Origin of the sequence: Leptospira sanjuanensis, assembly GCF_022267375.1 — a bacterium.
In the GTDB taxonomy this organism is placed as follows: Bacteria; Spirochaetota; Leptospiria; order Leptospirales; family Leptospiraceae; genus Leptospira; species Leptospira sanjuanensis.
Genome location: NZ_JAIZBH010000001.1, coordinates 1,040,304 through 1,066,660 on the forward strand (window position 1 = coordinate 1,040,304; position 26,357 = coordinate 1,066,660).

22 protein-coding genes are annotated in these 26,357 nt (G+C 45.6%); 19 read left to right on the plus strand and 3 right to left on the minus strand.

The window, feature by feature from the left end; genetic code table 11:
- Positions 1–70 precede the first annotated feature (70 nt).
- The gene (locus LFX17_RS04710) at positions 71–1,075 is read right to left on the minus strand and encodes a hypothetical protein (RefSeq protein WP_238729267.1); all 1,005 of its coding nucleotides are present in this window, start codon (positions 1,073–1,075) and stop codon (positions 71–73) included.
- 105 nt (positions 1,076–1,180) lie between these two features.
- On the opposite strand from LFX17_RS04710, the gene LFX17_RS04715 reads away from it, so the two are divergent.
- From LFX17_RS04715 to lp30, 6 genes are all read left to right on the plus strand, one after another.
- The gene (locus tag LFX17_RS04715; RefSeq protein ID WP_238729268.1) at positions 1,181–1,381 is read left to right on the plus strand and encodes a hypothetical protein; all 201 of its coding nucleotides are present in this window, start codon (positions 1,181–1,183) and stop codon (positions 1,379–1,381) included.
- Positions 1,378–1,965, plus strand: a complete 588-nt coding sequence (locus LFX17_RS04720; protein ID WP_238729269.1) for a hypothetical protein — start codon at positions 1,378–1,380, stop codon at positions 1,963–1,965. Before LFX17_RS04715 ends, LFX17_RS04720 begins: the two co-directional genes overlap by 4 nt.
- The gene (locus LFX17_RS04725; RefSeq protein WP_238745346.1) at positions 1,962–2,621 is read left to right on the plus strand and encodes an RsmD family RNA methyltransferase; all 660 of its coding nucleotides are present in this window, start codon (positions 1,962–1,964) and stop codon (positions 2,619–2,621) included. The genes LFX17_RS04720 and LFX17_RS04725 overlap by 4 nt, the downstream gene beginning before the upstream one ends.
- Positions 2,622–2,703: 82 nt before the next feature.
- Entirely contained in the window at positions 2,704–5,025 is a 2,322-nt protein-coding gene (locus tag LFX17_RS04730) for a sulfatase-like hydrolase/transferase (protein WP_238745348.1), read from the plus strand.
- Between the two features lie 42 nt (positions 5,026–5,067).
- Entirely contained in the window at positions 5,068–8,388 is a 3,321-nt protein-coding gene (carB, locus tag LFX17_RS04735; protein ID WP_238729272.1) for a carbamoyl-phosphate synthase large subunit, read from the plus strand.
- A gap of 316 nt (positions 8,389–8,704) precedes the next feature.
- Positions 8,705–9,547, plus strand: coding sequence for a plasminogen-binding receptor Lp30 (lp30, locus tag LFX17_RS04740; RefSeq protein ID WP_238729273.1), 843 nt, complete (start codon positions 8,705–8,707; stop codon positions 9,545–9,547).
- A 195-nt stretch (positions 9,548–9,742) separates the two neighbouring features.
- On the opposite strand, the gene LFX17_RS04745 is transcribed toward lp30, so the two are convergent.
- Complete coding sequence (locus tag LFX17_RS04745) at positions 9,743–10,333, minus strand: DUF1499 domain-containing protein (RefSeq protein ID WP_319941229.1); 591 nt, start codon at positions 10,331–10,333, stop codon at positions 9,743–9,745.
- 126 nt (positions 10,334–10,459) lie between these two features.
- On the opposite strand from LFX17_RS04745, the gene LFX17_RS04750 reads away from it, so the two are divergent.
- The 7 genes from LFX17_RS04750 (at position 10,460) to LFX17_RS04780 (ending at position 19,205) form a co-directional block, all read left to right on the plus strand.
- Positions 10,460–11,011 carry a thioredoxin family protein gene (locus LFX17_RS04750; RefSeq protein WP_238729274.1) on the plus strand — a complete coding sequence of 184 codons (552 nt, stop codon included), beginning with the start codon at positions 10,460–10,462 and terminating at the stop codon, positions 11,009–11,011.
- A gap of 4 nt (positions 11,012–11,015) precedes the next feature.
- On the plus strand, positions 11,016–12,257 hold the full coding sequence (locus LFX17_RS04755; RefSeq protein ID WP_238745351.1) for a hypothetical protein: 1,242 nt from the start codon (positions 11,016–11,018) through the stop codon (positions 12,255–12,257).
- 3 nt (positions 12,258–12,260) lie between these two features.
- The gene (locus tag LFX17_RS04760) at positions 12,261–12,968 is read left to right on the plus strand and encodes a hypothetical protein (RefSeq protein ID WP_238745353.1); all 708 of its coding nucleotides are present in this window, start codon (positions 12,261–12,263) and stop codon (positions 12,966–12,968) included.
- 258 nt (positions 12,969–13,226) lie between these two features.
- Entirely contained in the window at positions 13,227–14,840 is a 1,614-nt protein-coding gene (locus LFX17_RS04765; RefSeq protein ID WP_238745355.1) for a flagellar hook-length control protein FliK, read from the plus strand.
- Positions 14,841–14,855: 15 nt separating this feature from the next.
- Complete coding sequence (locus tag LFX17_RS04770) at positions 14,856–15,632, plus strand: flagellar hook capping FlgD N-terminal domain-containing protein (protein WP_238745359.1); 777 nt, start codon at positions 14,856–14,858, stop codon at positions 15,630–15,632.
- Positions 15,633–15,663: 31 nt separating this feature from the next.
- A complete protein-coding gene (flgE, locus tag LFX17_RS04775; protein WP_118955493.1) occupies positions 15,664–17,058 on the plus strand; it encodes a flagellar hook protein FlgE in 1,395 nt (464 codons plus the stop codon).
- Positions 17,059–17,222: 164 nt separating this feature from the next.
- Positions 17,223–19,205: an HD domain-containing phosphohydrolase gene (locus tag LFX17_RS04780; protein WP_238729279.1), complete on the plus strand. Its 1,983-nt coding sequence runs from the start codon at positions 17,223–17,225 to the stop codon at positions 19,203–19,205.
- Positions 19,206–19,564: 359 nt separating this feature from the next.
- Here the strand turns inward: LFX17_RS04780 and murD are convergent, their stop codons facing one another.
- The gene (gene murD / locus LFX17_RS04785) at positions 19,565–21,064 is read right to left on the minus strand and encodes a UDP-N-acetylmuramoyl-L-alanine--D-glutamate ligase (protein WP_238745362.1); all 1,500 of its coding nucleotides are present in this window, start codon (positions 21,062–21,064) and stop codon (positions 19,565–19,567) included.
- A 78-nt stretch (positions 21,065–21,142) separates the two neighbouring features.
- Between murD and LFX17_RS04790 the strand changes: the two genes are divergently transcribed.
- From LFX17_RS04790 to LFX17_RS04815, 6 genes are all read left to right on the plus strand, one after another.
- Positions 21,143–21,475, plus strand: coding sequence for an STAS domain-containing protein (locus tag LFX17_RS04790; RefSeq protein WP_010575596.1), 333 nt, complete (start codon positions 21,143–21,145; stop codon positions 21,473–21,475).
- A 6-nt stretch (positions 21,476–21,481) separates the two neighbouring features.
- Positions 21,482–22,240, plus strand: a complete 759-nt coding sequence (locus LFX17_RS04795) for an indole-3-glycerol-phosphate synthase (protein ID WP_238745365.1) — start codon at positions 21,482–21,484, stop codon at positions 22,238–22,240.
- Between the two features lie 152 nt (positions 22,241–22,392).
- Positions 22,393–22,779 carry a hypothetical protein gene (locus tag LFX17_RS04800; RefSeq protein WP_238745367.1) on the plus strand — a complete coding sequence of 129 codons (387 nt, stop codon included), beginning with the start codon at positions 22,393–22,395 and terminating at the stop codon, positions 22,777–22,779.
- Between the two features lie 115 nt (positions 22,780–22,894).
- Positions 22,895–23,956, plus strand: coding sequence for a 23S rRNA (adenine(2503)-C(2))-methyltransferase RlmN (gene rlmN, locus LFX17_RS04805; protein ID WP_238729283.1), 1,062 nt, complete (start codon positions 22,895–22,897; stop codon positions 23,954–23,956).
- Between the two features lie 30 nt (positions 23,957–23,986).
- Positions 23,987–24,268, plus strand: a complete 282-nt coding sequence (locus tag LFX17_RS04810) for a Cys-rich protein (RefSeq protein ID WP_118955484.1) — start codon at positions 23,987–23,989, stop codon at positions 24,266–24,268.
- 11 nt (positions 24,269–24,279) lie between these two features.
- Positions 24,280–26,016, plus strand: coding sequence for an ArnT family glycosyltransferase (locus LFX17_RS04815; protein WP_238745370.1), 1,737 nt, complete (start codon positions 24,280–24,282; stop codon positions 26,014–26,016).
- The last annotated feature ends 341 nt before the right edge of the window (positions 26,017–26,357 follow it).

A 26,357-nucleotide genomic window follows, 5' to 3' on the forward strand; every position in this document is an offset into this window, starting at 1 on the left:
CTTCTAAAAACGTTACGGAGAATCCGATCCTTCTTGACTTCGTTTAACATTAGAGTCGACCGCGTTTCGTTCATTGATCCGATTCTAGTTCTAGGTTGAGCTTGGTTTTCAGCGTCGGTTTTTCCTCGATGATTTCCCGGGCGAGTTTTACGATTTCTTCCCTTCGATCCTCCGCTTTCGGATAGAGTTCTTCGAGGATTGTAATCGATTTCGGATGAAGATTCTGCAGTCTGAAAATCTTCGCTTCCAAAATCCAAGAACCGGTCGTGATAAAGTCTTCGTTTTCGTTTCGTACCTTGCGGATATAGTTCAAGGAGGAAACGTATTGACCCGCGCGGAATTCGGAAAGGCCGGTAAGAAAATGGGCTTCCCGATCCGTTAAAAGAATCGAACCGCTGGACTCGGGGCTCGCCAGATTTCGTTTTAAAAATTCGGTGTCGCCCGATAACGAAGCGCCTAAGATCGAGATCCAAGTATAACCGATCTTGAATTCGGGACTGATCTTGTCATAAGGAATCGAACTCAAAAGCGCGGTCAAAGATTTTCTGGAAAGATGTTGTTTGATCGTTTCTCCGAACGCGATCATCGTTTCGTTGTCCGGATTTTCCGCGACGGCCGGATCGATCGCCTTTGCCCGAAGCGCGTTACGATACATTTCCTCCAGAATCGGAAGATACGAGCCGTCCTCTTTTAGAAAATCGTTGAACCCCGAATAGGCGAGTTTGACGAGCGTTCCCGAATCGAATGCGAATCCGTTGAGTAAAAACGAATCATAATTTCCTAATGCAGTGTAAAAATATCCCAGCTCGTCCGATGGGTTCGCGGTAACGTAATCTTTCGCCGCGTTTTGGAAATTTTTAACCGAACTTTCGTCTAAAGTTCCGGAGAGGATCTGCTGCTGTATGTTCTTTCTTTCCTTTTCGAGTAGAATCTTTCGGTCGCCTGCAAACAGATTCTTAATGTCTTGGCGGAAAAAAAATCCGGTTCCGCCTAAGAGAAGCAGAAGAGCGGAGAAAATGTACGGTTTATAACTGGTTTTCTTTTTATAACTTTTCAGACCGGATTGATACAACATACTTCGTCTACTTTTTATCCGCCTATTCAGGGTTCACGTATTTTTTGGATTCTATTCTACCCCTAAAACTTGACACTGAGGACACCCCTGATTCCGTTGGATTCTATGCCGTACGATTACGATTTTGACGAAGATTTTGAATTGGAAACCGGAGACGACGAGGACGTCACGGACGAAGAAGTTTTAACGTTTGCTTGTGAGGATTGCGATCACCGTTGGGAAGAGGACGCTTTCGAAGCGGAAGACTACGGTCCCGAGGGCGCGATTTGTCCGATGTGCGGTTCCGCTGCAGTAATCGAGCTTTGAAAAATACCGGGCCGGTTCGGCGATTCGCATCGAATTCCGCCATCCGGTCTTTCGGGTCCGCATTCGTTCTATTCCATTTATTCCTTCAAAGTCCGATTTCTTCCACCGATTTCAGCGACGTTTATGATTTTTATAAAAAGGGAAACTATGATACTTTAGTAAAGGTTTCCCGCACGGCTCTCCGCAAGGAAGAAGTCGATTACCGCATTCTTCTTTTGTATGTCGCCGCGGAAAAAGATCCGGAAGAGATCGACAAAACGCTTCGAAGTATTTATGAAAAGAAGGATTCGCATCCTGGAATCTTTTACAATTCGGTGTTTTTGTTTCTGGAACGTTGTCTGGTTTTGGAGGACGAATCTTCCGGAGTTTATTGGGGAAAAATTTTCAAGGAACGCGGATCGTCTTCGGTGCGTTATGCGGAAGGTCTCTATACATACGCGTGCATTCTTTACGAGGCGGAGAAGTTCGCCGAGGCGAAGCAGATTCTTTCCAAGCTTAAGGAATTGAAGAACGCCGAGAAGTTGAATAAGAAAATTCGAATTTTAGAATTGAGCATCGAGAAAAAAACGGAGGCGCAGACGTGAAAGTACTCAAGGTACAAACCGGAAAACTCAAAGGTAAGTCGATCGAAACGCCTCCGGCCGTCGCGGGGAACACGAACTTCACTCCCGCGATTCTGAAAAAATCCGTATTCGATATTATAGGTTCCTTGGTGTTAAAGGGAAGATTGATTCCGGAGGAATCGGCTTTTATCGATTTTTTTGCGGGCTCGGGCCAAATGGGATTGGAAGCGGTAAGCCGGGGTTTCGCCAAAGTCGTTTTATACGAACTCGCTTGGGAAAGATCGGATAGTTTGCGGAAGTTGTTCGCGAAATTAGGGGACAACTGCATCATCTATCGTAAAGACGTATTCCGTTTTTATGATAAACTGGATATCCCCGAAAGATCCCGCGTATTCTTTTTGGATCCTCCTTATTCTTTTTGGGAAAAGAAGACGGACAAAATCAAGTCCTTGGCGGATGCGTTGTTAAGCGAAGGGACGACCGTGGCCGTTTTTGTTCAGTCTCCGATCGATCCGGGCTGGTCCGATTTTGAAACCCGTAAATTCGGGAAGAATTTTTTGACCTTCCGGGTCAACGGGGGAGTGTCGGTCGATTTAGAGAACGGTTCCGACACCGAAAAGGAAGGCGCCGACGATTCCGACGACTTGTCGGAAGAGAATTCGAACACGGAAGATTGATGTTTCGCGGCCTCGGAAGAAAATTGAAACCGAACAAAAAAACGTTTTGAAAAAGTTTTTGAATATGAAATTTCTCCGAATCATGAAAACCGCAGTCGAAGGAATTTTTTCGACTCGAACGCGTGAGATTATCGAATCCATAACGACCGAAAGAACGATTCGCCTCTATCTCGTATTTTTTGTGATCGGTATGGGAATTTCCTTCGCTACCTTGCTCTTGAACAGTTCCTTTCAGTTTATGGGAGTGGATCTTTCCGAATTCAAGTCCCTGTTCGTCTCTTTCCTTCCTTTATTCTTAAAGGATTATATTCAAATTTTATTATCGAGCGGAATCGTTTTCGGCGCGCTCGGTCTGATTTTGTCGTCGCCTTGGTTTGCGGAAAAAGGGAAGAATGGGTTCGGCGGCGAACTTAAAAAATCCGGAGTTAAAGAAGTTTGGATTTTCGGAGTTTTCGTTTTTTTGCTTTGGTGTCACTCCATCGTCTTTTATCCTCAGCTCTACGGAGAATTTTTCTTTTACCGTTTTTCGTTTCTGCGATTCTTTTTGTTCTTTCTGACGGATCGGGTTCCTCCGATCGTTCCACAAGCGGCGGCTCTTTCGATTCTCCTGGCCTGCACGATAAAATATTCCATTTCTTTAATTTGGCGCCGCGATTTTTTCCGACTTGTTTCTTTCGTTTTATTCTTCGTTTTTTTGATTTGTTTTCATCGTCTGGGAAGCGTGCCCGGAATTTTTCTTGTTTCGATCGCTTTTCTTTTTACGTTCGCGGTTTCGAACGTAAAAGTTACCGCTTTTGCGGGAAGCGCCGCGGCATTGTTCGCGATCCTTTTGACTTGGAACGTAAATCAGGAAGTCAAACCGCAAGTCCCTCCGGTTTCCAAAAACGCTCCGAACATTCTGATTCTGAGCGCCGATAGCCTGCGGCACGACAAGATGGGTTACTCGCTCGGAAAACGCGGACTTACCCCGAATATCGATTCGTTATCTCAAGATTCCGTAATATTCCAAGATCATCATACTACGATTCCGAGGACGTTCCCCGCTTGGGCCGATCTGTTGACCGGCCAACCGAGTTTTGTTCACGGAATTCAGGATATGTTCCCGGACGCGGAAGATCGATCCGGGTTGAACCGGACTTCTTCCCGTACGCTTCCGAAACTTTTATCGCGGCTCGGATATCGGACCGAGGTTGTGTCCTCTTTTGCCGGAGATATTTTTCCGAGAGCGGATTGGGGATTTCAATCGGTAAAGGCTCCGATGTTTCACGCCGGGACTCTGACTTCCCAGAGAATTTTGGAAACACAGAGTTTTCTGCTTCCGATCGTTACGGGTTCCTTGCCCAAGTCGGGTCCGTATTTTGCCGCGCTCCGCGGTATTCCGAGTTTAGGAGAGGATTCTAAAATCCTGGACGATCTCTGGCCCGCGCTTGAAAAAAAGGAGAACCCGTTTTTTACGGTCTTCTTCTCTTCCGTGACCCATTTCCCGTTCAGTCCGCAATATCCGTTTTACAAAGAATTTACAAATTCTGAATATTATGGAAGGTTTAAATATTTTAAATTCGTGGACCCGAGCGATTCTTCCGAATTGGAAAAACCGGATCAGGAACAGATCCGCGGTTTGTTTCAAGGCGCGATCGCTTCCTTCGACGAATCGGTCGGCAAGATCGTAACACATCTCAAAGAAAACGGTTTGTATGATTCGACGCTGATCGTTTTGACGAGCGATCACGGGGAAGCGCTCTTCGAAGCCGATCACAGTCACGGACACGGGGAACATCTGCGAGGGGAGGGGGTGACCCATATTCCTCTTCTGATTAAATTTCCGAACAACAAAGGCGCGGGCAAAAAATTTGCCGGGATCAGCAGTTCTTTGGATTTGTTTCCGACCCTGATCTCGTTCGTCGCGAACGCGATGGAAAATTCTCCCGTTCAAAACGAGCTTCGAAACGAACTGAAAAATCGTGCGGGAAGGGATTTATCCGTCGCCTTGACGGCGCAAACTTGGAAGGATTCGCGATCGATTTATGGGGAAACCGGGATTTGGTTCAGCGACCTCGGCGATCATTTTTTTCAAAAGGAAAGAATTTTCTATCCCAATATTCTTCGTTTGCATTCGATCGAAGCCGGGGAGATTCCGTTTATCACGATCGGTGATTCTTACGCGAAGGAAAGCGTGATCGTTTCCAAACATAGAATGTTTCAGAATACGAACCGCAAACTCATCTACGCGCCTTCCGAAGACGGGGTGAAATGGAGTTGTTACGATCGGATCGCCGATCCTTGGAACGTGAAACCTCTCGCTGTCTCCGAATGTTCTTCCTTGAAGGATTCTCTCGTTTCGTTTCTTCTCGCGTCCGGAAAATTCAAGAAAGCGGGAGAGTATTTACTACCTTTGTCAAATTGATGCTTGAAGGATAGGGTTAAACTAAAAATCTGTAATTTTAGTATGCCTAGAAGAGAAGATATCCGTTCCGTACTCATCCTGGGATCGGGTCCGATCGTAATCGGTCAGGCTTGTGAATTCGATTACTCCGGAACACAAGCCGCAAAAGCCCTGAAAGAAAAAGGGATTCGCGTTATCTTACTGAACTCAAACCCCGCGACGATCATGACCGACCCCAATCTTGCGGACGCCACTTACGTGGAACCGATGACGGTTCAGGTCGTTCAAAAAATTCTTGAGAAAGAAAAGCCGGACGCGATTCTTCCCACGGTCGGAGGTCAGACCGCTCTCAATCTCGCTCTCGCCTGCAACACCGCCGGGCTTTTGGAAAAATACAACGTCGAACTGATCGGCGCCAAAGTCGATGCGATCAAAAAGGCCGAGGACAGGGAACTGTTCAAAAAGGCGATGGAAAAGATCGGAGTAAGAGTTCCCGCATCCGGTCTCGCAAACAATCTCAAAGACGCATACGAAATCAAAAAAAGACTCGGACTTCCATTGATCGTTCGTCCCGCGTTTACGCTCGGCGGAACGGGAGGAGGGATCGCTTACACCGAAGAAACGTTCGAAGAAGTCGTATCGAAAGGGCTCAAGGCTTCGCCGATCAGCCAGGTTCTTTTGGAAGAATCGGTTCTGGGTTGGAAAGAATTCGAACTCGAAGTCATGCGCGACCTTGCGGACAACGTAGTCATCATTTGTTCGATCGAAAATATCGATCCGATGGGAGTTCACACGGGTGATTCCATCACCGTCGCTCCGCAGCAAACCCTTTCCGATAAGGAATATCAGAATCTCCGCGACATGTCCATCGCGATCATCCGCGAAATCGGAGTAGAGACCGGCGGTTCCAACATTCAGTTCGCTGTCAATCCCGCGAACGGTGACGTGATCGTGATCGAGATGAATCCGAGGGTTTCCCGTTCTTCCGCGCTTGCATCCAAGGCGACCGGATTTCCGATCGCGAAGATCGCGGCCCTTCTTTCCATCGGATACACGTTAGACGAAATTAAGAACGATATCACCCGCGTGACTCCGGCTTCCTTCGAACCTTCGATCGATTACGTAGTGACGAAGGTTCCTCGTTTCGCGTTCGAGAAGTTTCCGGGAACCGACGATACTCTCGGCGTTCAAATGAAGGCGGTCGGCGAAGCGATGGCGATCGGAAGAACCTTCAAGGAGAGTTTCCAGAAGGCGCTTCGTTCCCTCGAAATCGACCGTTACGGTTTCGGTTCCGACGGATACTTTCAAGAATTATTATATGCAAGAAGTTTGAACCCGGATCAGAGAAAGGAATGGATCGATTCTTTTCTGAAACGTCCGAACGACAAACGTATTTTTTACATCAAACTCGCTTTTGACGAAGGTTATTCCGTGGATCAGATTCACGACCTCTGCAAGGTGGACCGCTGGTTCCTGTGGCAGATGGAAGACCTTCTCAAATTGGAGAAAGAATATTCCGAAAAGGGAAATTCCGTTCTTTCCAAGATGAAACAAGCCGGTTTTTCCAACAGACAGCTTTCCTTTCTGAAGAATAAAAAGCAGATTCTGGATTTGCTCGACGGGGGTCTTCGGGTCGATCTGAAAAAAACCGAAATTCAAAATCTTCTCAAAAAATCCGAAGACGAGATCGAAGCTGAACTCGGTTCCAAAAAGATTCTTCCCGTTTACAAACGCATCGACACATGCGCGGGAGAATTCGAAGCTTATACTCCGTATTTTTATTCTTCTTATGATGAAGAGGACGAATCCGACGTGACTCCGGCTAAGTCCGTGATGATTCTCGGAGGAGGTCCGAACCGAATCGGTCAAGGAATCGAGTTCGACTACTGCTGTTGTCAGGCTTCGTATGCGCTTCAGGATTTGGGAGTCGAGTCGATCATGGTCAACTCCAATCCCGAAACCGTTTCGACCGATTACGATACTTCGGATCGTCTTTACTTCGAGCCGTTGACCTTGGAAGACGTGTTCCGCATTTATCAAAACGAAAAGCCCGAAGGAGTGATCATCCAATTCGGCGGCCAAACTCCGTTAAAGCTAGCAAAGGATCTGGAGAAGAAGGGAGTGAAAATTCTCGGGACAAGTCCGGATTCGATCGACCGCGCGGAAGACAGGAAACGTTTTGTTGAAGTATTAGAAAAATTGAAACTGAATTCTCCGGAAAGCGGAATTGCAACTTCTATGGAAGAAGCGAGGGAGATTGCATCGAAGATCACTTATCCCGTGTTGGTTCGTCCGAGTTACGTTCTCGGCGGACGCGCGATGCTTATCATCAACGAAGAGAAGGAACTCGACCGCTATATGGAAAAGGCGGAAGAGATCTCCAAAGATAGACCTCTTTTGATCGATTCTTTCCTGGAAGACGCAATAGAAGTGGATGTGGATGCTCTTTGCGACGGCAAGGACGTGTTCGTTACAGGAATCATGGAACACATCGAGGAAGCGGGAGTTCATAGCGGCGACTCGGCTTGTGTTCTTCCTCCGCAGACGCTTTCCAAAAAGATGATGGATGAAATCCGCAAAGCGACCGTGGACCTCGCGCTCGAACTTCAGGTCAAAGGTCTGATCAACATCCAATACGCGGTCAAAAACGAAATTCTTTACATCATCGAAGTCAATCCGAGAGCCTCCCGAACGGTTCCGTTCGTTTCCAAAGCGCTCGGACATCCGATCGTAAAATATGCGACCCGCATTATGATGGGGGAACCGCTAAAGAGCCTTCCGCTTCCGAAAGAAATGGCGTTCTCTCAGGTTTCGGTGAAAGAAGTCGTACTTCCGTTCAATAAGTTTCCGGGAGTGGATACGATCCTCGGTCCGGAAATGCGCTCTACGGGAGAGGTGATGGGAATCGCTTCCACTGCCGGAGAAGCGTTTTTAAAATCGCAGTATATGGCGGGGGACGAACTTCCTTCGCAAGGAACCGTTTTCGTAAGCATCAACGATAAAACGAAGTCCGAACTTCTTTCCTACATCAAGGATCTTTCGGAACTCGGCTTTAATCTGATCGCTACTTCGGGAACGCATAAATTTCTTTCCGATAACGGGATTCTTTCTTCCAAGATCAACAAGGTTTACGACGGAATCTTCCCGACGGCGCTCGATTATATTCGGGAGAATAAGATTCATCTCATCATCAACACCCCTCTTTCAAGAGTGACGAGAGACGACAGTTTTACGATCCGTCAGGCGGCGATCCGATTTAAGGTTCCTTGCTTAACGACGTCTAACGCGGCAAAGGCTCTCATCAAGGGAATGGTGGAGATGAAGAACAAGGGTTTTACGATCCATTCTCTTCAAGAAATCCACGCGATGCCGAAGACGATTTAAAATACATTTTCATTTTTTATTATGGGCTCGGAAATTTCCGGGCCTTTTTTATTTCAACATCGAGTGGTCCTTTTTAATTGCATATTTTCTAATTACGCGTATCGATTAATATTCGGCATTGCAGCTTGAATTTGGATGAAAGCCTTTTCGTTTTTATTGAGACCTTTAGCGAATGATTTGGCTTGTAAACGTAAATGTTGTATATTAAAATTATATAAAATTTCTTAATGCGAAACGTGATAAATGAGCGTTCGATTTATCTCAAAAGATTTGGCTTTTCTCCTTGTTAAATTTATATTGTAAAAAAGGAGAGAAAATGTCGAAATTCAGAAATCAATACCTGTTAATTTTGTTATTTCTATTATTAGTAAACTGTTCTACAGAAGTCGTTCGAGTGAATAATCCAAAAACGGATAAAGACAAGAAAACTTACGGGCTCGTTGCGTTTGGCCTCTATGTATATAATGAAAAACAAACCGATCTATTGGATATGTTTAGTAAGGATAAAGGCAGAGTCTTTAATGATCTTGGTAGGTCCGGGGTTCAATTCTCCGAAATTATTTCCAAAGACGCTGCTAAAAATCCTGTCAGCGTCAATCCGTATCCGAATGACAGCCCAGTCCTTGTGGAAAAACGTGACTCGGTGGATTACTTCGAATCGAAAGTAGGATATATTTCGCCATTCTATCTGCTGCTTTCCGTTGATCCAACAAAAGAATATCTTATCACGAGAATCGCTTATTCCTATGAAATAAGCTGTGGCCAGAATTGTAGAAAAACCGTTGTGCAGGATTTTCCTCTCAATTTGGCTAAATCATTTAAAGCGTTTCCGATTAAGGCGAAAGCTGGCGAAATCACATTCGGTGGGATCTTGATGGCAAGAGTTTTTCCTACGATGAAGGATGACCCTTTCGGAATTCCGGATGATACGGCTGGTCTCACGGAATTGTTTTCCGGCAATAAGGTTGCTATTAGTTTAGAGCCCGGAGAAGAGTTTATTCAGAAAATGAATTCTGATGAATTGAAGCAGTTTTTTTACGGCGGGACGGTCGATAAGAAAAATGCCGAAAAGTTGTTCTACGAAAACTTAATCAAAACTTATCAAGAAGGGTATTGGAAAACTCTAGCGGAGAAAAAGAGAGCCGCTTTAGGCAACTAAATTTGATCGCGTCTATTTCGGCGTATTTGAATTCGAAATAGACGCATTTCCGCGATTTATTTTTTTCACGAATCTTACTCAATAGTTCATATCACGAACTTCGCATATACTTGAATGTTGATCGGATTTCGGTCAAGGTTGGTTGTTTTTTTCCATCGGAAACGTTTCCGATGGAAACGACAAGACGACGTAGGATCAATTCGACGAATCGGAAAACTGTGCCCTGATCGTTTCGATTCGTTTGCGATTGACCCCTAAATCCGATTTTCCGAGACGGGAAGCGGATCTAACGTGGATCAAAGGCGCGTTTGCGTCGAATGCGAATTCCACATCGTCCACAAATCTCCAGATCAAACTCGTAAACTCAACGTAAAGATATTTGTCTTCCTCTTTTATAAGATTGGTTCTGGCCGTTCCCAGTATCACTTTCTTCAGCTTTGCTTTCGCAACGGTCGGATTTCCCGAATAGGTCAAGGGTTGAATAAAATGTTCCGGATCGGATGCAGGTGCAAAACTGCTCACACAATTCGGAGTTTCCGGACATGGCCCGAGTTTCCCGTTTTGAATCCCTAAGGTTATAGGTCTTGTCCCAGTGCATTGAATGAAAAGAAGAATAGAAAACAGGGAGAGGAAACGAGAAAGTCGCACGGTAATACTCGAATGCCGATGAACGCCGTTTTTTACGAATCGATTCCCGTGACTTACTTTCGACTTACGCGCGTTAGGTTGTACTCCGCTTGGAAGCGAAGGAATCACGGAAAAATCAGAAGATGCACATTTTGTCATAAAGGAAGAGTATCAGGAAAAACGAAATTGGCGAAAGAATTTTGTATTCTTTTGTAAAAATCTTATCGATTTCTATAAAAAAATAATTTCATGAAATGTGGAGGATTTCACTCTAAGACGAAAACGATGTCTCTTCTTGAATCTGAAAAAGTACCCTTAGGAAGTTTGCTTCCTTCCTTCCAGCTTCCCGACCCGAACGGAACGATTTATTCCTCCGAAAAACTTTCGGGCGCGACCGGTTTGCTGCTCGTCGTTACGTGCAATCATTGTCCTTATGCGCAGGCGATCTGGCCGAGATTGATTCGTTTTTCCACCGAGATTCTTTCCTTAGGAGTAAGAACGGTCGCGATCAATCCGAACATTCATCCAGATTATCCGGATGATTCTCCCCAAATGATGCTCGCAAAAATCAAAGAATGGGGTATTCCATTTCCGTATCTCGTGGACGAAGAGCAGGAAGTCGCGAGAAAATTGAGGGCAATGTGCACGCCGGATATTTATCTCTACGACAGCGAGCAAAAACTTTTTTACCACGGGAGAATGGACGACAACTGGAAAAATGAAAGACAGGTTTCCCGGAAAGAACTCGAATACGCGGTTCATCAACTCGTAAAGGGAAATCCCGCTCCGATCAATCAGATGCCTTCGATGGGCTGTTCCATCAAGTGGAAGGAGTAATTTCTTGCCTGCAATCACACCCGATCATACTCCCGTCGCCGCCGAATTCCAGGACGCGAACGTAATCAGCGAACATTATCGCGAAATCGAAACGAAAGCCCTCGATCATTTTCGCGAGGAATTTAAAAAGAACGAAAACGCTCTGGAAAACGTTCCCGTTACCGGATTGAATCCTTTTTTAAAACGAAGCGGGGATCTCTATCAGGATTGGAGAATCTTAAAAAAGAATCTTACCGATAAATACGACGAACTTCAGAAAAGTAGAAATCTCGAATATGAATTGATCTATCGTAAACTCGTCGCGGATAAAAATCACAAAGCGAAGCCGACTTCGCTCATAGGGGATATTTTTCAATCCGTTGTCGACGGAGTTTTGAACACGGTTTATACCTGGTTCGATTCGGAGAAGAAAACCGATCCTCCTCAAACCGCGGTTACTCCGGAAAAACGTCCGAAGAAAGAAAGCGACGACTTGAAAAAACTCTACCGGGAAATGGTGCAAAAGAAATTAAAAGAAAGGGACCGAAGTTTTTCCCTGTTTCAAGATATTTTGAAAGAGTCGGCTTTGAATTGGAATCAGTCGTATCGAAAGAAGTTTCATCAAAGTCTCGCTTCCACGGTCAAACAACTCGAATCTTCCAAGGCGAACAAGGCCGAAATTTTAAACGTTTCCAAAACGGCGAAGAAGGCGGTGCTAAGTTTTCACGACGAGGATAAGATTCAAAAATATTCCATTTTTATGATAGACTATTTCTTCGATCGACTTCTGAAAAAGGAGCCGGTCGCGGAAAACAAAATGGTTTTTCCCGAAAAAACGGAACCCGCAAAAACCGAGGAGAATAAAACCGCCGCCTTGATTCCGAATCCCACAAGGGAGAATTCCGAGGCGCAAAAGGCGGTGGATCGCGTCGTAAACGAATCGAATCACGAAAACGGAAAACAAAACGGCGCCAAGAAGAAATGTCCGATCACGGATTTGCCGGATCATCTCATCAAGGAATGTTATTCCGATTATTTGATCGTGGACTTGTCGACGAAAGAGAAACGTTTGGAGTTGCATCGGATCCGTCTCGGGAAAGAGAATCAAAACACGAGAGCGGAAGCGATCGAATTCTTCAGTCAATGTGCGAACAAGGACTCCGGCTCGGTAACGGTCGCGGAAGCCGTATTAAAACGACACAATATCACACAAGAGGAAGAATCCCGTTTAAAGGACATGATCCAAAAGCAAAAGTCGTGTAAGTAGGCTTTGGGACTTTTAGAAAAAGCGATCGATCGTTACGGCGGTTGGAAACTCTGGGATCGCGTCGATTCATTCGAACTCGAGTTGAAATATCTCGGCGCGCCGATTCCTAACCGAAAGGGTTTAGGCAAAACGTTCGCGAAACCGAACTTTCTAAAAATTTATCCCAAATCGTTCACGGCCGAGTTTTTGGAATATCCTTCCGCCGGTAAAAAAATCGTATTCCAAAACGGTAAAGTAGGAATCTTTTATATACAAGAAACCGATTTCGAATTCGAGATTCCAGATTACAGAGAAACGTTCCGAGGTTTCCGGAAATACAGACGCTGGAATCCGTTGGATGCCGCGTATTTTTTCGGATATGCGATGACTCAATACTTCAGCGTTCCTTTTGTACTCAAGGAATTCGGAGTTCGGGAAGTTCCTCTGATCGACGGTTTTCGAATCGACGCGGAGTTCCCGCAATCCATACACACTCACTGCCGAAAACAATCCTATTATTTCAACGAAGAAGGTCTTTTAATACGCAACGATTACACCGCCGACGTGATCGGACCTTGGGCGATCGGCGCACATCTTACGACGGATTATCGGGAGATGGACGGAATTCCGGTCGCGACTCGACGCAAGGTCTTTGTTCGTTTGGGAAAGTTTGTAACGTCGATTTGCGTTTTGTCGGCGGAGTTGAATCCGATTCGAGTGAATTTTCGTTGAAGCGGAGATCCTACATTTCTCAAGAATTCGATATAGGAAGTAGGAGATCCTACCGCAGTTTCGGAAACGGAAACGCGCACAGAATTTGTAAGAGTTCCCACATCTTTCCGAGTAACCCTGCTTACTCGCAGGAGTTCCCACACTCTCCCTCGGAAATTCCGCTCTTCTTCGCGACATAATCGCAAAAGGGAAGAAGATAATTTAAAAAACCGTCAAGGAATTCCGTGAAAGATCGATTTTAATACTGCGGAGCGCAGTATGAACATTTCCGGTGAACTTCCTCTAACAGAATTTAAACCTCAGAAATATACGGAACAAACCCCAGGTCTTCCGACCCTCGGTGCTCCGATCGGAAAAAATTCCTTTCTCGACGTTATGAAATCTCTGCAAGGTTCCGCGCAGAAGGGATTGGACGAAACTCTGACCGGAATTCAGAACGCATTCTCGAAGTCCGAAGTTCCCGCTCCCCAAGAAAAAAAAATCGAATCTTCCGACAAGAATGACACGGAAGAAGTTGCTTCCAAAGAAGAAGTTAAAACGGAAAACGAAGAAGTCGCTCGCGAGGAAGACGAGTTCGAAGCGGTCAAAGAAGCGGATAACGTAACGACGCTGCCTTGGTTTCTCGTTGCGGAAGCGAAACCGAACGAAACGGTCGATCCTGAAATCGAATCCGCAATCATAAACGAACTACAAACACAAATCACGGAAGAAGTCGCAACCGAATCCCTCGAATCAAAACAGGTTTCTACGAGCGAGCTGATCGAGACCCTTTTTGCAACGGAAGAATCTTCGGAATTGTTAAGCGAAGTAGCGAAAGAGGAAGGATCCGCGTTTCAACCGGAAGAGCAGGGAGAAACCTTGCCTCTCTATGAAGACTCGAAAGAGATCAAACGCCCGATGATCTCTAAAAGGGAAGAATCGATTCGCGAAGAAGCATTTAAATCATCCGAAACAAAATCATCCTCCGAAATTTCAAGAAACATCGAAACAAACGCAAAAGAATCCAAAGAAAACGTAAATGTGAAAAATCTTTCCAACAAAGAGAACGGCTCGAAAGGATCTGAAGAGGCGAGAATCGAAGTTTCCAAAGAACTCGCACTCGATTCCGAAAAATGGAAGATCAGCCGGGATAAAAAAACGGATTCTTACATGAACCTGAAGACAGCGGCAAGAGAAGAAATTAAAACCGCAGTTCTCAATCAATTCGCCGAAAATTCTTCCGGAAAATCCGGACAAGGTCAGGAACAATCCTTCCGCAACGGAGGGGATTCGTATTCTTCTCTTGTAAAAGGTGTTGGAGCCGCCGGAGTCGGCGCTTCGAGAGACAACGGAAACTTCAACAAAGAATTCTCCCTTTCCAAAGATGCGGGCGTTTTATCGAAAAAAGACGTTCAACATAACTTTCAAAATCTGATCCGTTCCGCAAGAGTGCAGATCCTTGAAAACGGAAGAACGGAAGCGAGCATCCGCATGAATCCGAAAGACCTCGGGCAAATGTCCCTTTCGATTTCCACGGACAAGGACTTGGTACGCGGAAAACTTCTCGTCGAATCCGAAACCGTCAAACAGCAGTTAGTCGCCGATCTCGCGAGTTTGAAACAGGATCTCAAAGCGAACGGTCTCGAACTCGAGTCGCTCGTGATCGAAGTCAAAGAAAGAGAGGAAACGTTCGCGTTCAACGGCGATTCCGATAAGAACGGAAAAGATCCTAATTCTTTCCAAGCCGCGTTCGGAGAGGAATGGAACTCCGACTTTAAAAAATCTTTTTACGAAGAAGACGAACTTTCCCTAGAAGAAAATTCTTCCGAGTCTCATGGTTTTTCTGAAAAAACCGAAGGGAAAACCGAGAAACTGCTCGATCTGAAAGTATAGGCCTCGGAGGAAATCATGCCAGAAGCAGCCGGCGTTAGCCAACAAGCAACCAGAGATCGTTATCTCGAAGGAGACAGAAGTTTCAATATCCGGAACCACATGGATAATTTGGAACGGGAAGAAAAGAACGGTCTCAAAGGAATCGAGATTCGCTCCACTGTAAAGTCTCTCGGCAAGGACGATTTTCTCAAACTTCTCATCACGCAATTATCATCCCAAGATCCGACCAACCCGGTTAAGGACCAGGACTTCATCGCACAGATGGCGCAGTTCTCTTCTCTCGAACAGATGAACAACATCTCCACCGGAATTCAAAAGATGGGGAACCGTCAGAGTTTTTCTCTTGTTGGAAAACTCGTTTCCGGTCCGGACTTCGTCAACGGTGAGAACGTCGCCGGAATTGCGGGCGCTCTTTTTTTCGACGGAGAAGGAAAGACATTCGTTCGAGTAAACGGTAGATCGATCGACGTGGAACAAATTTCCTTAATCAGCGACCCGACCGTTTTGAAAGAACAGGAAGCCGCTTACAATCAAGCGCAGGCTCAACAGAATCAAACCGTTACCGGACCGTCAAAGCAAACCGCAGCAGGCGCACAGACGGCTGCCGGAGCCGAGACGATTGCGCCTAACGCACCTCAGGCGATTTCGGACGCTGACTCCGCAAAAAGGGAGCGCGAATCGGTTTCGGCTAACGCGGAGCGGTCGCCCGAGCTGAAGGACAAAACCGTTACCGAAGTAAAACCTTCGGACTGGAAATTTCCCGGCAAAGATAAAAGCAATTCATACGAATAAATAAACAAAGGATTATCGAGGTAACAGCTTTATGATGAGGTCACTCTATTCCGGTGTATCCGGACTTAAGAACCACCAGGTCCGAATGGATGTCATTGGAAACAACATCTCCAACGTGAACACTCACGGTTTTAAAACCGAGCGTGTTACGTTTCAGGATATGATTTCTCAGGAACTCAGAGGAGCTTCCGAACCGAAAGAGAATATCGGAGGTGTGAACCCTCAACAAGTCGGTTTGGGTTCCTTGATCGCGGCGATCGATAAGATCATGACACAAGGTTCTCTACAGACAACCGGTAAGAATACGGACGTGGCAATGTCCGGCGAAGGATTCTTTATCGTGAAAGACGGAGACAAACAGTTCTATACGAGAGCCGGAGCTTTTAACCTCGATAAAAACGGCTACTATGTAAACCCTGCAAACGGTCTCAAGGTTCAGGGTTGGAATTCAAGACTCGACGACAAAGGAAATAAGTTCATCAATTCGTCCGCGTCCATCGAAGATATTATCATTCCCGTATATTCCAAAGAGCCGGCAAGAGCGACTTCTCAGATCGATTTCAAATCGAACTTGAATTCTTCCGCTCCCGCCGTTCCTCCGGACGCGACTCAGGAAGAGATCACCGCTATGATCAACGATCCGGATCCGAAGATGAGAAGAGGGCACGTAACTACGATTAAGACCTTTGACGACCAAGGGATTCAAAGAGAATTCAAGATGGAATTTTACAAGGTTCGCGATAACACTTGGAAGGCTCGTCTGAGCATGACCGATGCGACTCAGCTTTCTGCGGACGTTTCCGGAACCGGCGGACAAAACACGCAACTTCCGGGAAACACGGAGCTTGAATTCGGTTTCACTCCGGACGGAAAACTCGTTTACGTTTCCGACGGCGTGGACTCGATGAACAGCGGTAAGTTGAATGCGAAGGTTTCTTTCCGAATCGCCGGAAATCCCGCGGTTCAAAGCTTCGATCTGAATTTAGGCGAAGCGGGAATGGTGGACGGAATCACCCAATTCTCCTCCGACTTCACTACTAAAGCGGTGAAACAAGACGGTTACACGATGGGATATCTGGAATCCTTTTCCATAGACAACTCCGGAACGATTACGGGTGTATTTTCGAACGGCGTACGTCAGCCTCTCGCGAGAATTGCGACCGCGGTATTCAACAATCCGGCCGGTTTGGACAAGGCCGGAGACACCATGTTCGCGTATTCCATGAACTCCGGAGAACCTAACATCGGTGAGGCGGGGGTTCAAGGAAGAGGAAAGATCAACGCGGGTCTTTTAGAGATGTCTAACGTGGATCTTTCCGATCAGTTTACGGACATGATCGTGACTCAAAGAGGTTTCCAAGCGAACTCGAGAACGATCACGACGTCCGATCAGATGATTCAGGAAGTCTTGGGTCTCAAACGTTAAGAATCTTTCTGATTGATTTCCTCTTCGGTCCATTCCATTGAGCCGAAGAGGGGATGAATCCCGCAAGTTTCAAGTTATAGAATCGTTCTCTTTTTTTTGCCGAATCGGAGGAAAAATTCTCTTTCCACTATATTTCCAGTACAGTTTCATTGGTTCCTGGTAGGATGAGTCAGAAGTTTCCTAAATACATAGTTACGGACTCCCGTTCCATCGCTAAAAGACTGAACCCGCTCGCCCTCCGCTTAGAAATACAATTTTTAGATCTCTCCGAATTCTTTCAGTCCGAAAACATCCGAGATTCCATCGGGTTTTTGAACGTTATCTTCTATCTCACCGTTCCGAAACTCATCGAAACGCAAAGGGAAATCCACAAACAGTTTCAGAGCAATCCATTGATTCTAAGCCGTTTTATTTTGAACGACGGTTTGGATTACGCTCACTCCGAAGAATTGAAAATCGAAGAAGATCTGATTTTTTCCGTTCTTCCGGAATCTTCTTCCGATCTGATTTTGAACAAAACGTTTCTCAATGCGCTCACGCAATTGCAGATGATCACCGACCAGTTCGATTTGCAGCACAAGGTCAATACGACCAAGTATGAGATTTCCAAACTTACTCGGATCGGAATCAGCCTCGCGGACGAAAAGGATTTCAACAAACTTCTTCGGGAGATTATTTTCAGTGCGAGAGAGATCGCAGTCGCGGATTCCGGTTCTTTGTATCTCGTGGAAAAGGACGAGCTCGGCTTTATCCGTAATCTTCGGTTTAAAATCTCCTCGATGGATATCGATACGGAAGAATTCCTCCTTCCGATCAATAAATCCAGTATCGCCGGTTACGTCGCGGCCACGGGAAAAATTCTGAACATACCGGACGTGTATGATCTTGCGGAAGACGCGGAATATACGTTCAACAGCAACTTCGACGTATTATCGAATTATCATACGAAATCCATGCTCGTCGTTCCAATGAAGAATCACAGAAACGAGGTCGTGGGAGTCATACAGCTCATCAATAAAAAGAGAAATTTCAACCAGAAGTTGACCGTGGAGCAGATGAAAGGGAAGGACGTTCTTCCCTTTGACGATTATTCGGCGCAACTCGTGATGAGCGTCGCCGGACAAGCGGCCGTGGCGATTCAGAACAACAATCTTTTACAGGAAATCGAAACGCTATTCGAAGGATTCGTAACCGCTTCCGTAAACGCGATCGAATCCCGGGATCCGACTACGAGCGGTCATTCGTTTCGAGTGGCGCTTTTAACGGTCGGATTGGCCGAAACGGTGGACGGGGTCGGACACGGAAAATACGCCGAAACAAAATTTTCGAAAGAACAAATCAAAGAGATACGTTATGCGTCTTTGCTTCATGACTTCGGAAAAGTAGGGGTTCGCGAGAAGGTTCTCGTTAAATCGAAAAAACTCGAAGACTACGAACTCGAACTGATCCGCTGGAGATTCGAATACATCAAAAAAGACATCGAATCAAGAATTCTGCAGAAAAAAACGGACTATCTGAAAAAACACGGAACGGCGGGTTTTGCGGATTACGAAACCTCCCTTGAATTCGAACTTCAAGTCGAATATCAAAAACTCGATCAGATGTTTCAGATCGTCGTCAATTCGAATGAGCCGTCTATATTAGAGGAATCTAATTTTCAAATGCTCGAAGAAATCGCCAAGGTGAATTATTCCACCACCGGAGGCGATAATCTGCATTTGATTTCTCCGTATGAGTTCGGATTTTTGACGATCAAAAAGGGGTCTCTCGATTTCGCGGAACGAAAGGAAATCGAATCGCACGTGGAACATACCTTTCAGTTTTTGAGTAAGATTCCTTGGACCGGAGATCTAAAGATGATTCCTTCGATCGCGCACGCGCACCATGAAAAACTCGACGGAACCGGTTATCCGAGAGGTCTTGCCGGAGATTCGATACCGGTTCAATCCAGAATCATGACGATTTCCGATATATACGACGCTCTTACGGATAAAGATCGTCCTTACAAACGCGCGGTCCCGGTTGAAAGAGCATTAGATATTCTGCAAATGGAAGCGCGGGAAAATCACGTGGATCAGGATCTTTTGAAAATCTTCATCGAAGGGAAAGTCTACGAACGATTGAATAATTCCGGTTATTTGCGTTAGGCGGACAGCTCGGGTTTCAACTTCGATTGCGACGCGTAAGTTCATTATGGCGTTCCCGCGCCCGAAATGATTGTTAAACGAAGTTCTTGGAAAAACGGCGCGGGCCGGGCTTGCTCCGCGCTCAGGCTAACGCCTTCGGTCGTCTCTTGCGAGACGACTGCTTTGCACGCTCCACATCCCTAACGCGGAAAACAAATCGAAAGTAGAGTGAGTTTTTGGAGCACACTGTAAACGGAAGTAGCATTTCTGAAAATGCCGCTTCCAATTTTCAAGTGGAATTTATCGTGATCGTTTGTCGGAACAATTGAAAAATTTTCCTTGCTAAAGAAGAAAGCGGTTTTAATTCCTTCCGATTCTTTTTATACTATCTTCTTTAAAAAATCGTCCACAAGAGAAAGGAAATGATTTCCTCGTTCCTCGAAATTCTTATATTGATCGAAGCTTGCGCAGGCCGGAGAGAAAACCACCGAGCCGATCTCCGCGCCGTTGGAAAGGCGAATTCGCTTGAGAAGGTTTTCGGTGAAAGCATTTGTGAAATCGGAAGAAGTTTGAAAAGCGGTTCCCGGACCGGAAGGGAGGAAGGCTTCGGGATCTGAGGGAGATCCGAAAGAAGAATTGCCCGGACCGGTGGCGTTCGAGACTATATTTCCTTTTTTGAATATTGCAAACGCGTCGTTCAATGTATCAACGGAGAAAAGTCGATCTCCGACGACTTCCCGAACTCCCTTTTCCCACGCAGATCTCGCTTCTCCGATCAAAATCACCGAGCCGATTCCTTTTATTAGAAAATCATAAAGCGGTTTCGGGTCTTCCTGTTTCGGTCTCCCGCCGAGAATCAGGCAGGTTTGCGGAAGATTTTTCCAAGTCGCCATTCCGGCGAGCATGCTGTGAAGGTTCGTGGATTTCGAATCGTTGATAAAGGAAAGGCCGAATTTTTCTCCCGCGATCTGAAAACGGTGGGGAAGTCCTTTGAAACGCGGAATCTGCGCTTGGATCGATTCCGGTTTTCCTCCGATCGCTTCCGCGGCGAGAATGGAAGCCGCGAGATTTTCCCGGTTGTGCGTTCCCGGAAGATAGAATTGAGAGATGTCGTAGACGTGCAACGCCGTCTTGATCGTTTGGGAATTTTCATCCACAAACGCATTCGATTGCGGACTTCTACCGAAACTCAAAAGCTTGCATTGATACGAAACCGAAGAACTAAGAATTCTTTCTTTGATTTTTTCGGAAACGATTAGGGAATGATCGACGTTGGAAAGATCGGCTACTTTTAATTTCGCCTGGAAATAATTTTCCATCGTCTTGTGTCTTTCAAGATGATCGGGAGCGAGATTTAAAAAAACGGAAACGTTCAAACCCAAGGAAGAAGAGTCGTCGAGTTGATAACTGGAAAGTTCCAGCACCGCGAGCGAAATCGGTTTCTTACAAAAAGAAGTAAACGGAATCCCGAGATTTCCTCCCTCTTGAAGATCGGAAAAATCTTTTCTTAAGAGATGCGCCGTCAGAGAAGTCGTCGTCGATTTCCCGTCCGTTCCGGTTATGCCGATGATTCTTCCTTTAAAAAAATGTCTGCCGAGATCGATCTCCGAAACGACCGGAATTTTTTTTTCGATAGCATAGCTGAGAATCGGATGCGCGGGCAGGATGCCGGGCGACTTGACGATCAATGCGATATCGGTAAGGGAAGAAGGATCTACGTCGTCGGATAGATAGGGAACGTGGAGAGACTCGGGACGATTGCGGTCGCAGAGAATGGGGTTTGATTGTTCGTGAATCAGAAGTTCAAGAGCCGAGTTGCCGGAGATTCCTCCGCCAAGAACGAGAGTCTTTAGCCCTTTCAGGGACTCGGGAAATTTCATTTTTAGACCGGTGAACAGTGATTGACAGGTTATTTTCACCCCCGATAGTTGTCAGTAGCAAAAACGAAGGATATTCTCTTGCTCGATCACAAAGTACGCGACGGTGTTTTGATTGTTTATCTCAAAGGACGTTTGGACGTTTCCATCGCCAATGAGGTTGAGGAAAATCTGAATGACCTGATCGACAATCAAGGTCATAAAAAAGTGATTCTGAATATGCAGGAAGTGGATTATATGTCCTCGTCCGGTTTTAGAGCTTGTATCTCCACCCTGAGAAAGTTAAACTCCAAAGAGGGTGCATTAAAAATTAGTAATATCAAACCTGCGGTAAAGCGGATCTTCGACGTTATCGAACTCACTTCTCTCTTTGACATTCGCGAAACCGAAGATGAGGCTTTGAAATCCTTCTAAGCCTCGATGTCCTCCGCTCAACTACACCGGGTTCTCCGGGAAATCATCGCCACTAAACAAAACGAAATCAAGGAAATCGGAAAGTATGACCCGGCTCCTTATCGAGGACTCGGGCTTGGAGAATCTCTGCGAAGCAGAAACTTTTCCATCATCGCCGAGTGCAAACGCAAAAGTCCTTCTGCCGGCGAAATCCGCTCCGATTATGATCCCGTTAAAATCGCAAAGACGTACGAGGATTCCGGCGCTTCCGCGGTTTCCGTTCTGACGGATCGAAATTATTTCGGCGGTTCTTTAGAGGATCTAAAGAACGTTTCTTCTCTTTTGAAAATCCCCGTTTTAAGAAAAGACTTTATTTTGGATGAATCTCAAATTCGAGAAGGGAGAGCCTTCGGCGCCTCCGCGATTCTTTTGATCGTGAGAATTTTGACTCCCGATCAGATAAAAACGTTTTTGAAATCCGCAGCGTCGCTGGGAATGGATTGTCTCGTGGAAGTTCACACGGCGCAAGAAGCGAAGATCGCCTTAGACTGCGGCGCGGAAATTATAGGAATCAATACGAGAGACTTGGATACGTTTCAGATTCATCCGAATTTGGTCGAAGAGGTCTCCGCGTTTTTACCGCCTAACATCGTCAAGGTGGGAGAGTCCGGTGTTAAGAGCCGCGCGGATTTGGACGCATTCCGCAGACTCGTGGATGCCGCGTTGATCGGAACGTATTTTATGGAAAAGCCGGACATTCACAAGGCTTGGTTGGATCTTTTTTGATCGCCTCTTTTATTTGTTCCGACAAACTACCCGCACAAAATAAAACTTGACCTTAAAGTAATGCTTCTCCCGAAAACGGACGCTTTCCTAGTTTAGAATACGTCCTTTACAAACGACGCAAAATCCGATACGCTCAAACGCGGAGAAAAGAGATGATCGTTTATGCGTTGAGTTGGTTTTTGCTTTTAGTCTTCGCCTTTGTCAATGCGGCGATCCGCGAACTTACGTACAAAGAAGCGACGGGAGAATTTTTATCCCATCAGATCTCCGTCTTTACGGGAATGATTCTTTTGTCCGTGCCGATTTGGCTCATTCTCAAGTTGAAACCTTTGAAAAATTCCGGACAAGCGGTGCGCGTCGGATTGCTCTGGGTTTTGTTAACCGAAGTCTTTGAATTTTCGATGAGCGTATTTTGGGTCCGCAAGCCGTTCGGGGAATTTCTACAAGTTCATAACGTATGGAAGGGCGAGATGTGGCCTTTGCTTCTCGTATGGATCGGCGTCGCTCCGTATTGGTTTTACAAACGATTCCGAGCCTAGGAGAACATAAGACAGAACCCAAGTCAACGCATTGGAAGGTAGAATTCGAAACGATCGATTGAAAAGACTATCCCGTAACCGCCACTGCAAAAAAATCGACCTGAGAAGGCATTTCATGACTCAAGAAACCCTCGGAGAAATTCAAACCGGTAAGATTCCGTTAAAAGGAAGAACCTTAAAGGAACTCTCGGAGATCATGGTTTCGCTCGGGGAAAAACCGTTCCGCGCAAAACAAGTTTATCACGGTTTATACGTGAATCGCTACGAGTCTTGGGAACAATTCACGACATTCTCCAAAGCCCTCAAAGAAAAGCTCGAAGAACTTTGTTCTCTGACTCGTCTTCATGTCGTCAAACATCTCAAGTCCGTCGACGGAACGCAGAAGTTTACGTTCTCGTCCGAACCCGATAACGGAAAAGAATTCGAAGCCGTATGGATTCCTTCGGGAGACGGCGGACGAAAAACGATCTGCATCTCTTCGCAGGTCGGCTGCACTCTGAATTGTAAATTCTGCGCGACAGCTAAATTAGAATTTCAAGGAAATCTAAAGGCTCACGAGATCGTCGATCAGATTCTTCAGGTGGAAAAAATCGTAGGCGATAGAGCGACTAACGTGGTTTTTATGGGAATGGGAGAACCGTTTCACAACTACTTCAACGTGATCCGCGCCGCGTCGATTCTTCACGATCCGGACGCTCTCAATCTCGGCGCGAAACGGATCACGATTTCCACTTCCGGAGTCGTCAACGGAATCCGCCGCTTTATCGAAAACAAGGAACCGTATAACTTCGCGATTTCGCTCAATCATCCCGATCCGAGCGGAAGACTCGAGATCATGGACATCGAAGAGAAATTCTCTCTTCCGGAACTTTTACAGGCCGCCAAGGATTTTACGAGAGAATTAAAACGAAGAATCACGTTTGAATATGTGATGATTCCCGGCGTTAATATGGGAAGGGAAAACGCGAATAAGCTCGTTAAGATCGCAAGATCCCTCGATTGCAAGATCAACGTCATTCCTCTCAACACGGAATTTTTCGGATGGAGAAGACCCACAAGGGACGAAGTCGCGGAATTCATCGCGCTTCTCGAACCCGCCGGAGTTCCGATTCTCAACCGAAGATCTCCGGGCAAAGATATCTTCGGCGCCTGCGGAATGCTCGCCTCAAAAAGTTGACCTCAGCTTTCGTTTCTGAAAAATGGGGCAATGAATCTAAAAAGAATTCTTCTTTTTCTATCCATTCTATTTTTTGTTTCCTGTCAGGAATACGTTCAGCAGAAATGCAGTTCCGCATGTAAGTTTTTCGTTCAATGCGCGGTGACCACGTTCAAGGACGTGAAGGTTACGGACGCGGAAAAAAATCAGGCGATGATCGATTGCGAAAGCGGATGTATCCGCGAACAAAGTTTTGTTCTTCCGTGTTTCGAATCCGAAACCACATGCAAAGGTTTTAATACTTGTGTGATGGAATCCGGATTTATGGATTGAAAGGAGTTCTTATGAATCAGATCGCAGCCGACAACAAACAACCGATTTCCGTTCGCGTCCTTTTCGTTTTATTGATCGTTTCCGTTCTTCCTCTGCTCTTTACTCTTCCTCTCGACGTGATCGATATCGATTCTTCCCAATACGCGGAAATTTCGAGGGAAATGGTGGAAGGAGGAAATCCGTTTTTTATCCGGGACAACGGAAGAAGATATCTGGATAAGCCGATCCTTACGTTCTGGAAAATTTCTCTTTCGTTTCTCGTGTTCGGTTATCAAAATTTCGCGTTTCGTCTTCCGGCCCTTTTGTTCACCTTTCTTTCCCTATGGGGAATGTTCAAGCTGACCGAGTCCTATTCGGGAAGCCGTCTGCGTGCATGGATCGCGACGTTCTTGTATGCGCTTTCGCCCGGTCTTTATTCGATGGTCGTCGATCCGAAGATCGACGTATATCTGACTCCGTATCTGATTCTCGTTCATACGTTTTATTATCTCGGATTTAAGAAAAATAAGAATTATTATTATCTAATGTATTTCGCCATGGGCCTCGGTTTTATTACGAAAGGGCCGATCGCGATGGTGATTCCCGGACTTTCGATCGGGGGCGATATCTTATTCAGAAGGGATTGGAAACGTCTTCTGGAAATGAAGCTGTTTCCTGGCGCGTTGCTTGCGATTCTTCCCCCGCTTTTATGGTCGATTCCGTTGTATCTCGAATTTCAGACTTACGGTCCGTATTTCTTTTTATGGATTCAATCGTTTGGCCGCTTTTACGTGAAGATGTACAACCAGAAGTTCAATCCTTTGTTCTTCTATTCCAATTTTTCCTGGGCGTTCGGCGTTTTTATTCTTCCTTTCGTAGGTTTCGTTTTCGACCGGGTTCGGAGATTTTTCAAGGACGGAGCCGGAAAATCCGTATTTCAGAATATTCTAAAAAATGAATATACGAATGGCGATTTTGTTCCCGGTTTTTGGCTGTTTTTGTTTCTTTTTTTGATCAGTTTTTCCAGATATCAATTGCCTCAATATATCTATTGGTGTCTTCCGGCGGCGGCGGTGATCGGGTCCGGTTTTTTCGAATCGATCCTGACCGGTTTAAAGGATCGGAAAGAGGACGGTGCGGTTGTTAAGGTCGGTCAAGCCTTGCTTTTGTTTACGGCAGGAGCATTTTTGGCGACCGTCTTTATTTTACCTTCGATCAGCATTCAAGTCGGATGGGAATATTTGATTCTTCCTTTGATTTATCTCGCGGTATTTCTTTGGATTTATTTTCAATCCGGCAAAGAAGGACGATTGCTCGCTTCGTGGGTCTTTCCGGTTTCGCTGTTCTTCTCGATCGTGAGTTTATATCTTTATCCGATGTTGACCTCGTATCAGCCTTCGAAAGAAATCGGAATCTTCATTCGAGAAAACGAACCCGGTAAGGAAAAATTATTTCTTTTCGGAGTTCCGGCTTCAAAGCGCTCTTACGCGTATTATTCGCAGAGAATTTCGAGAACCCTCTTCGATCCCGCAATCTTGGTAGAAGCGATTCAAAAAGACGGACAACGTTATCTGATCGTTCAAGACAAATGGCTTTCGAAGATGGACGAGTTTTTCGGTAAGGACGTACAATTTGAAACCGTCCGAGAATTTCCCTCCTATAAAGTTGCGACGCCGGAAGGAAAATTCTTTTTGAAAGCTCAAAGGGAGAAGGTGGTCGGTAAGGTGATTTTGATGAAGGCCACTTTAAAAAATTCCCAGAAACGATAGGAGTTTTGAAAAAAACGTGCGGGGAATTTTACGTTTCACCCGAAAAATAAATTAGGCTAAATTGTGAGCCTGGTTTGGTTTTGGTCCCTGGGTAAAACCGGGGACTGCTTTTCCTTTGTTTTTTTCGTTCTGGAAAAAATTATTTAATACGAAGTCAGTATTTTCAAGAATCAGTAGCATAAACTACGGCTATTGCGTAGTTCGACTACAACAAGAATGACTGCTCTTCGTTTCGTAGGCCGCCTCGCATTCTTTTTCTATGTCATTTTAATCGGTTTATCGGCGAATCGTTCAATAAAGGATTTCGAATATACGGTCGAATTCAAATAATCTTTAATATT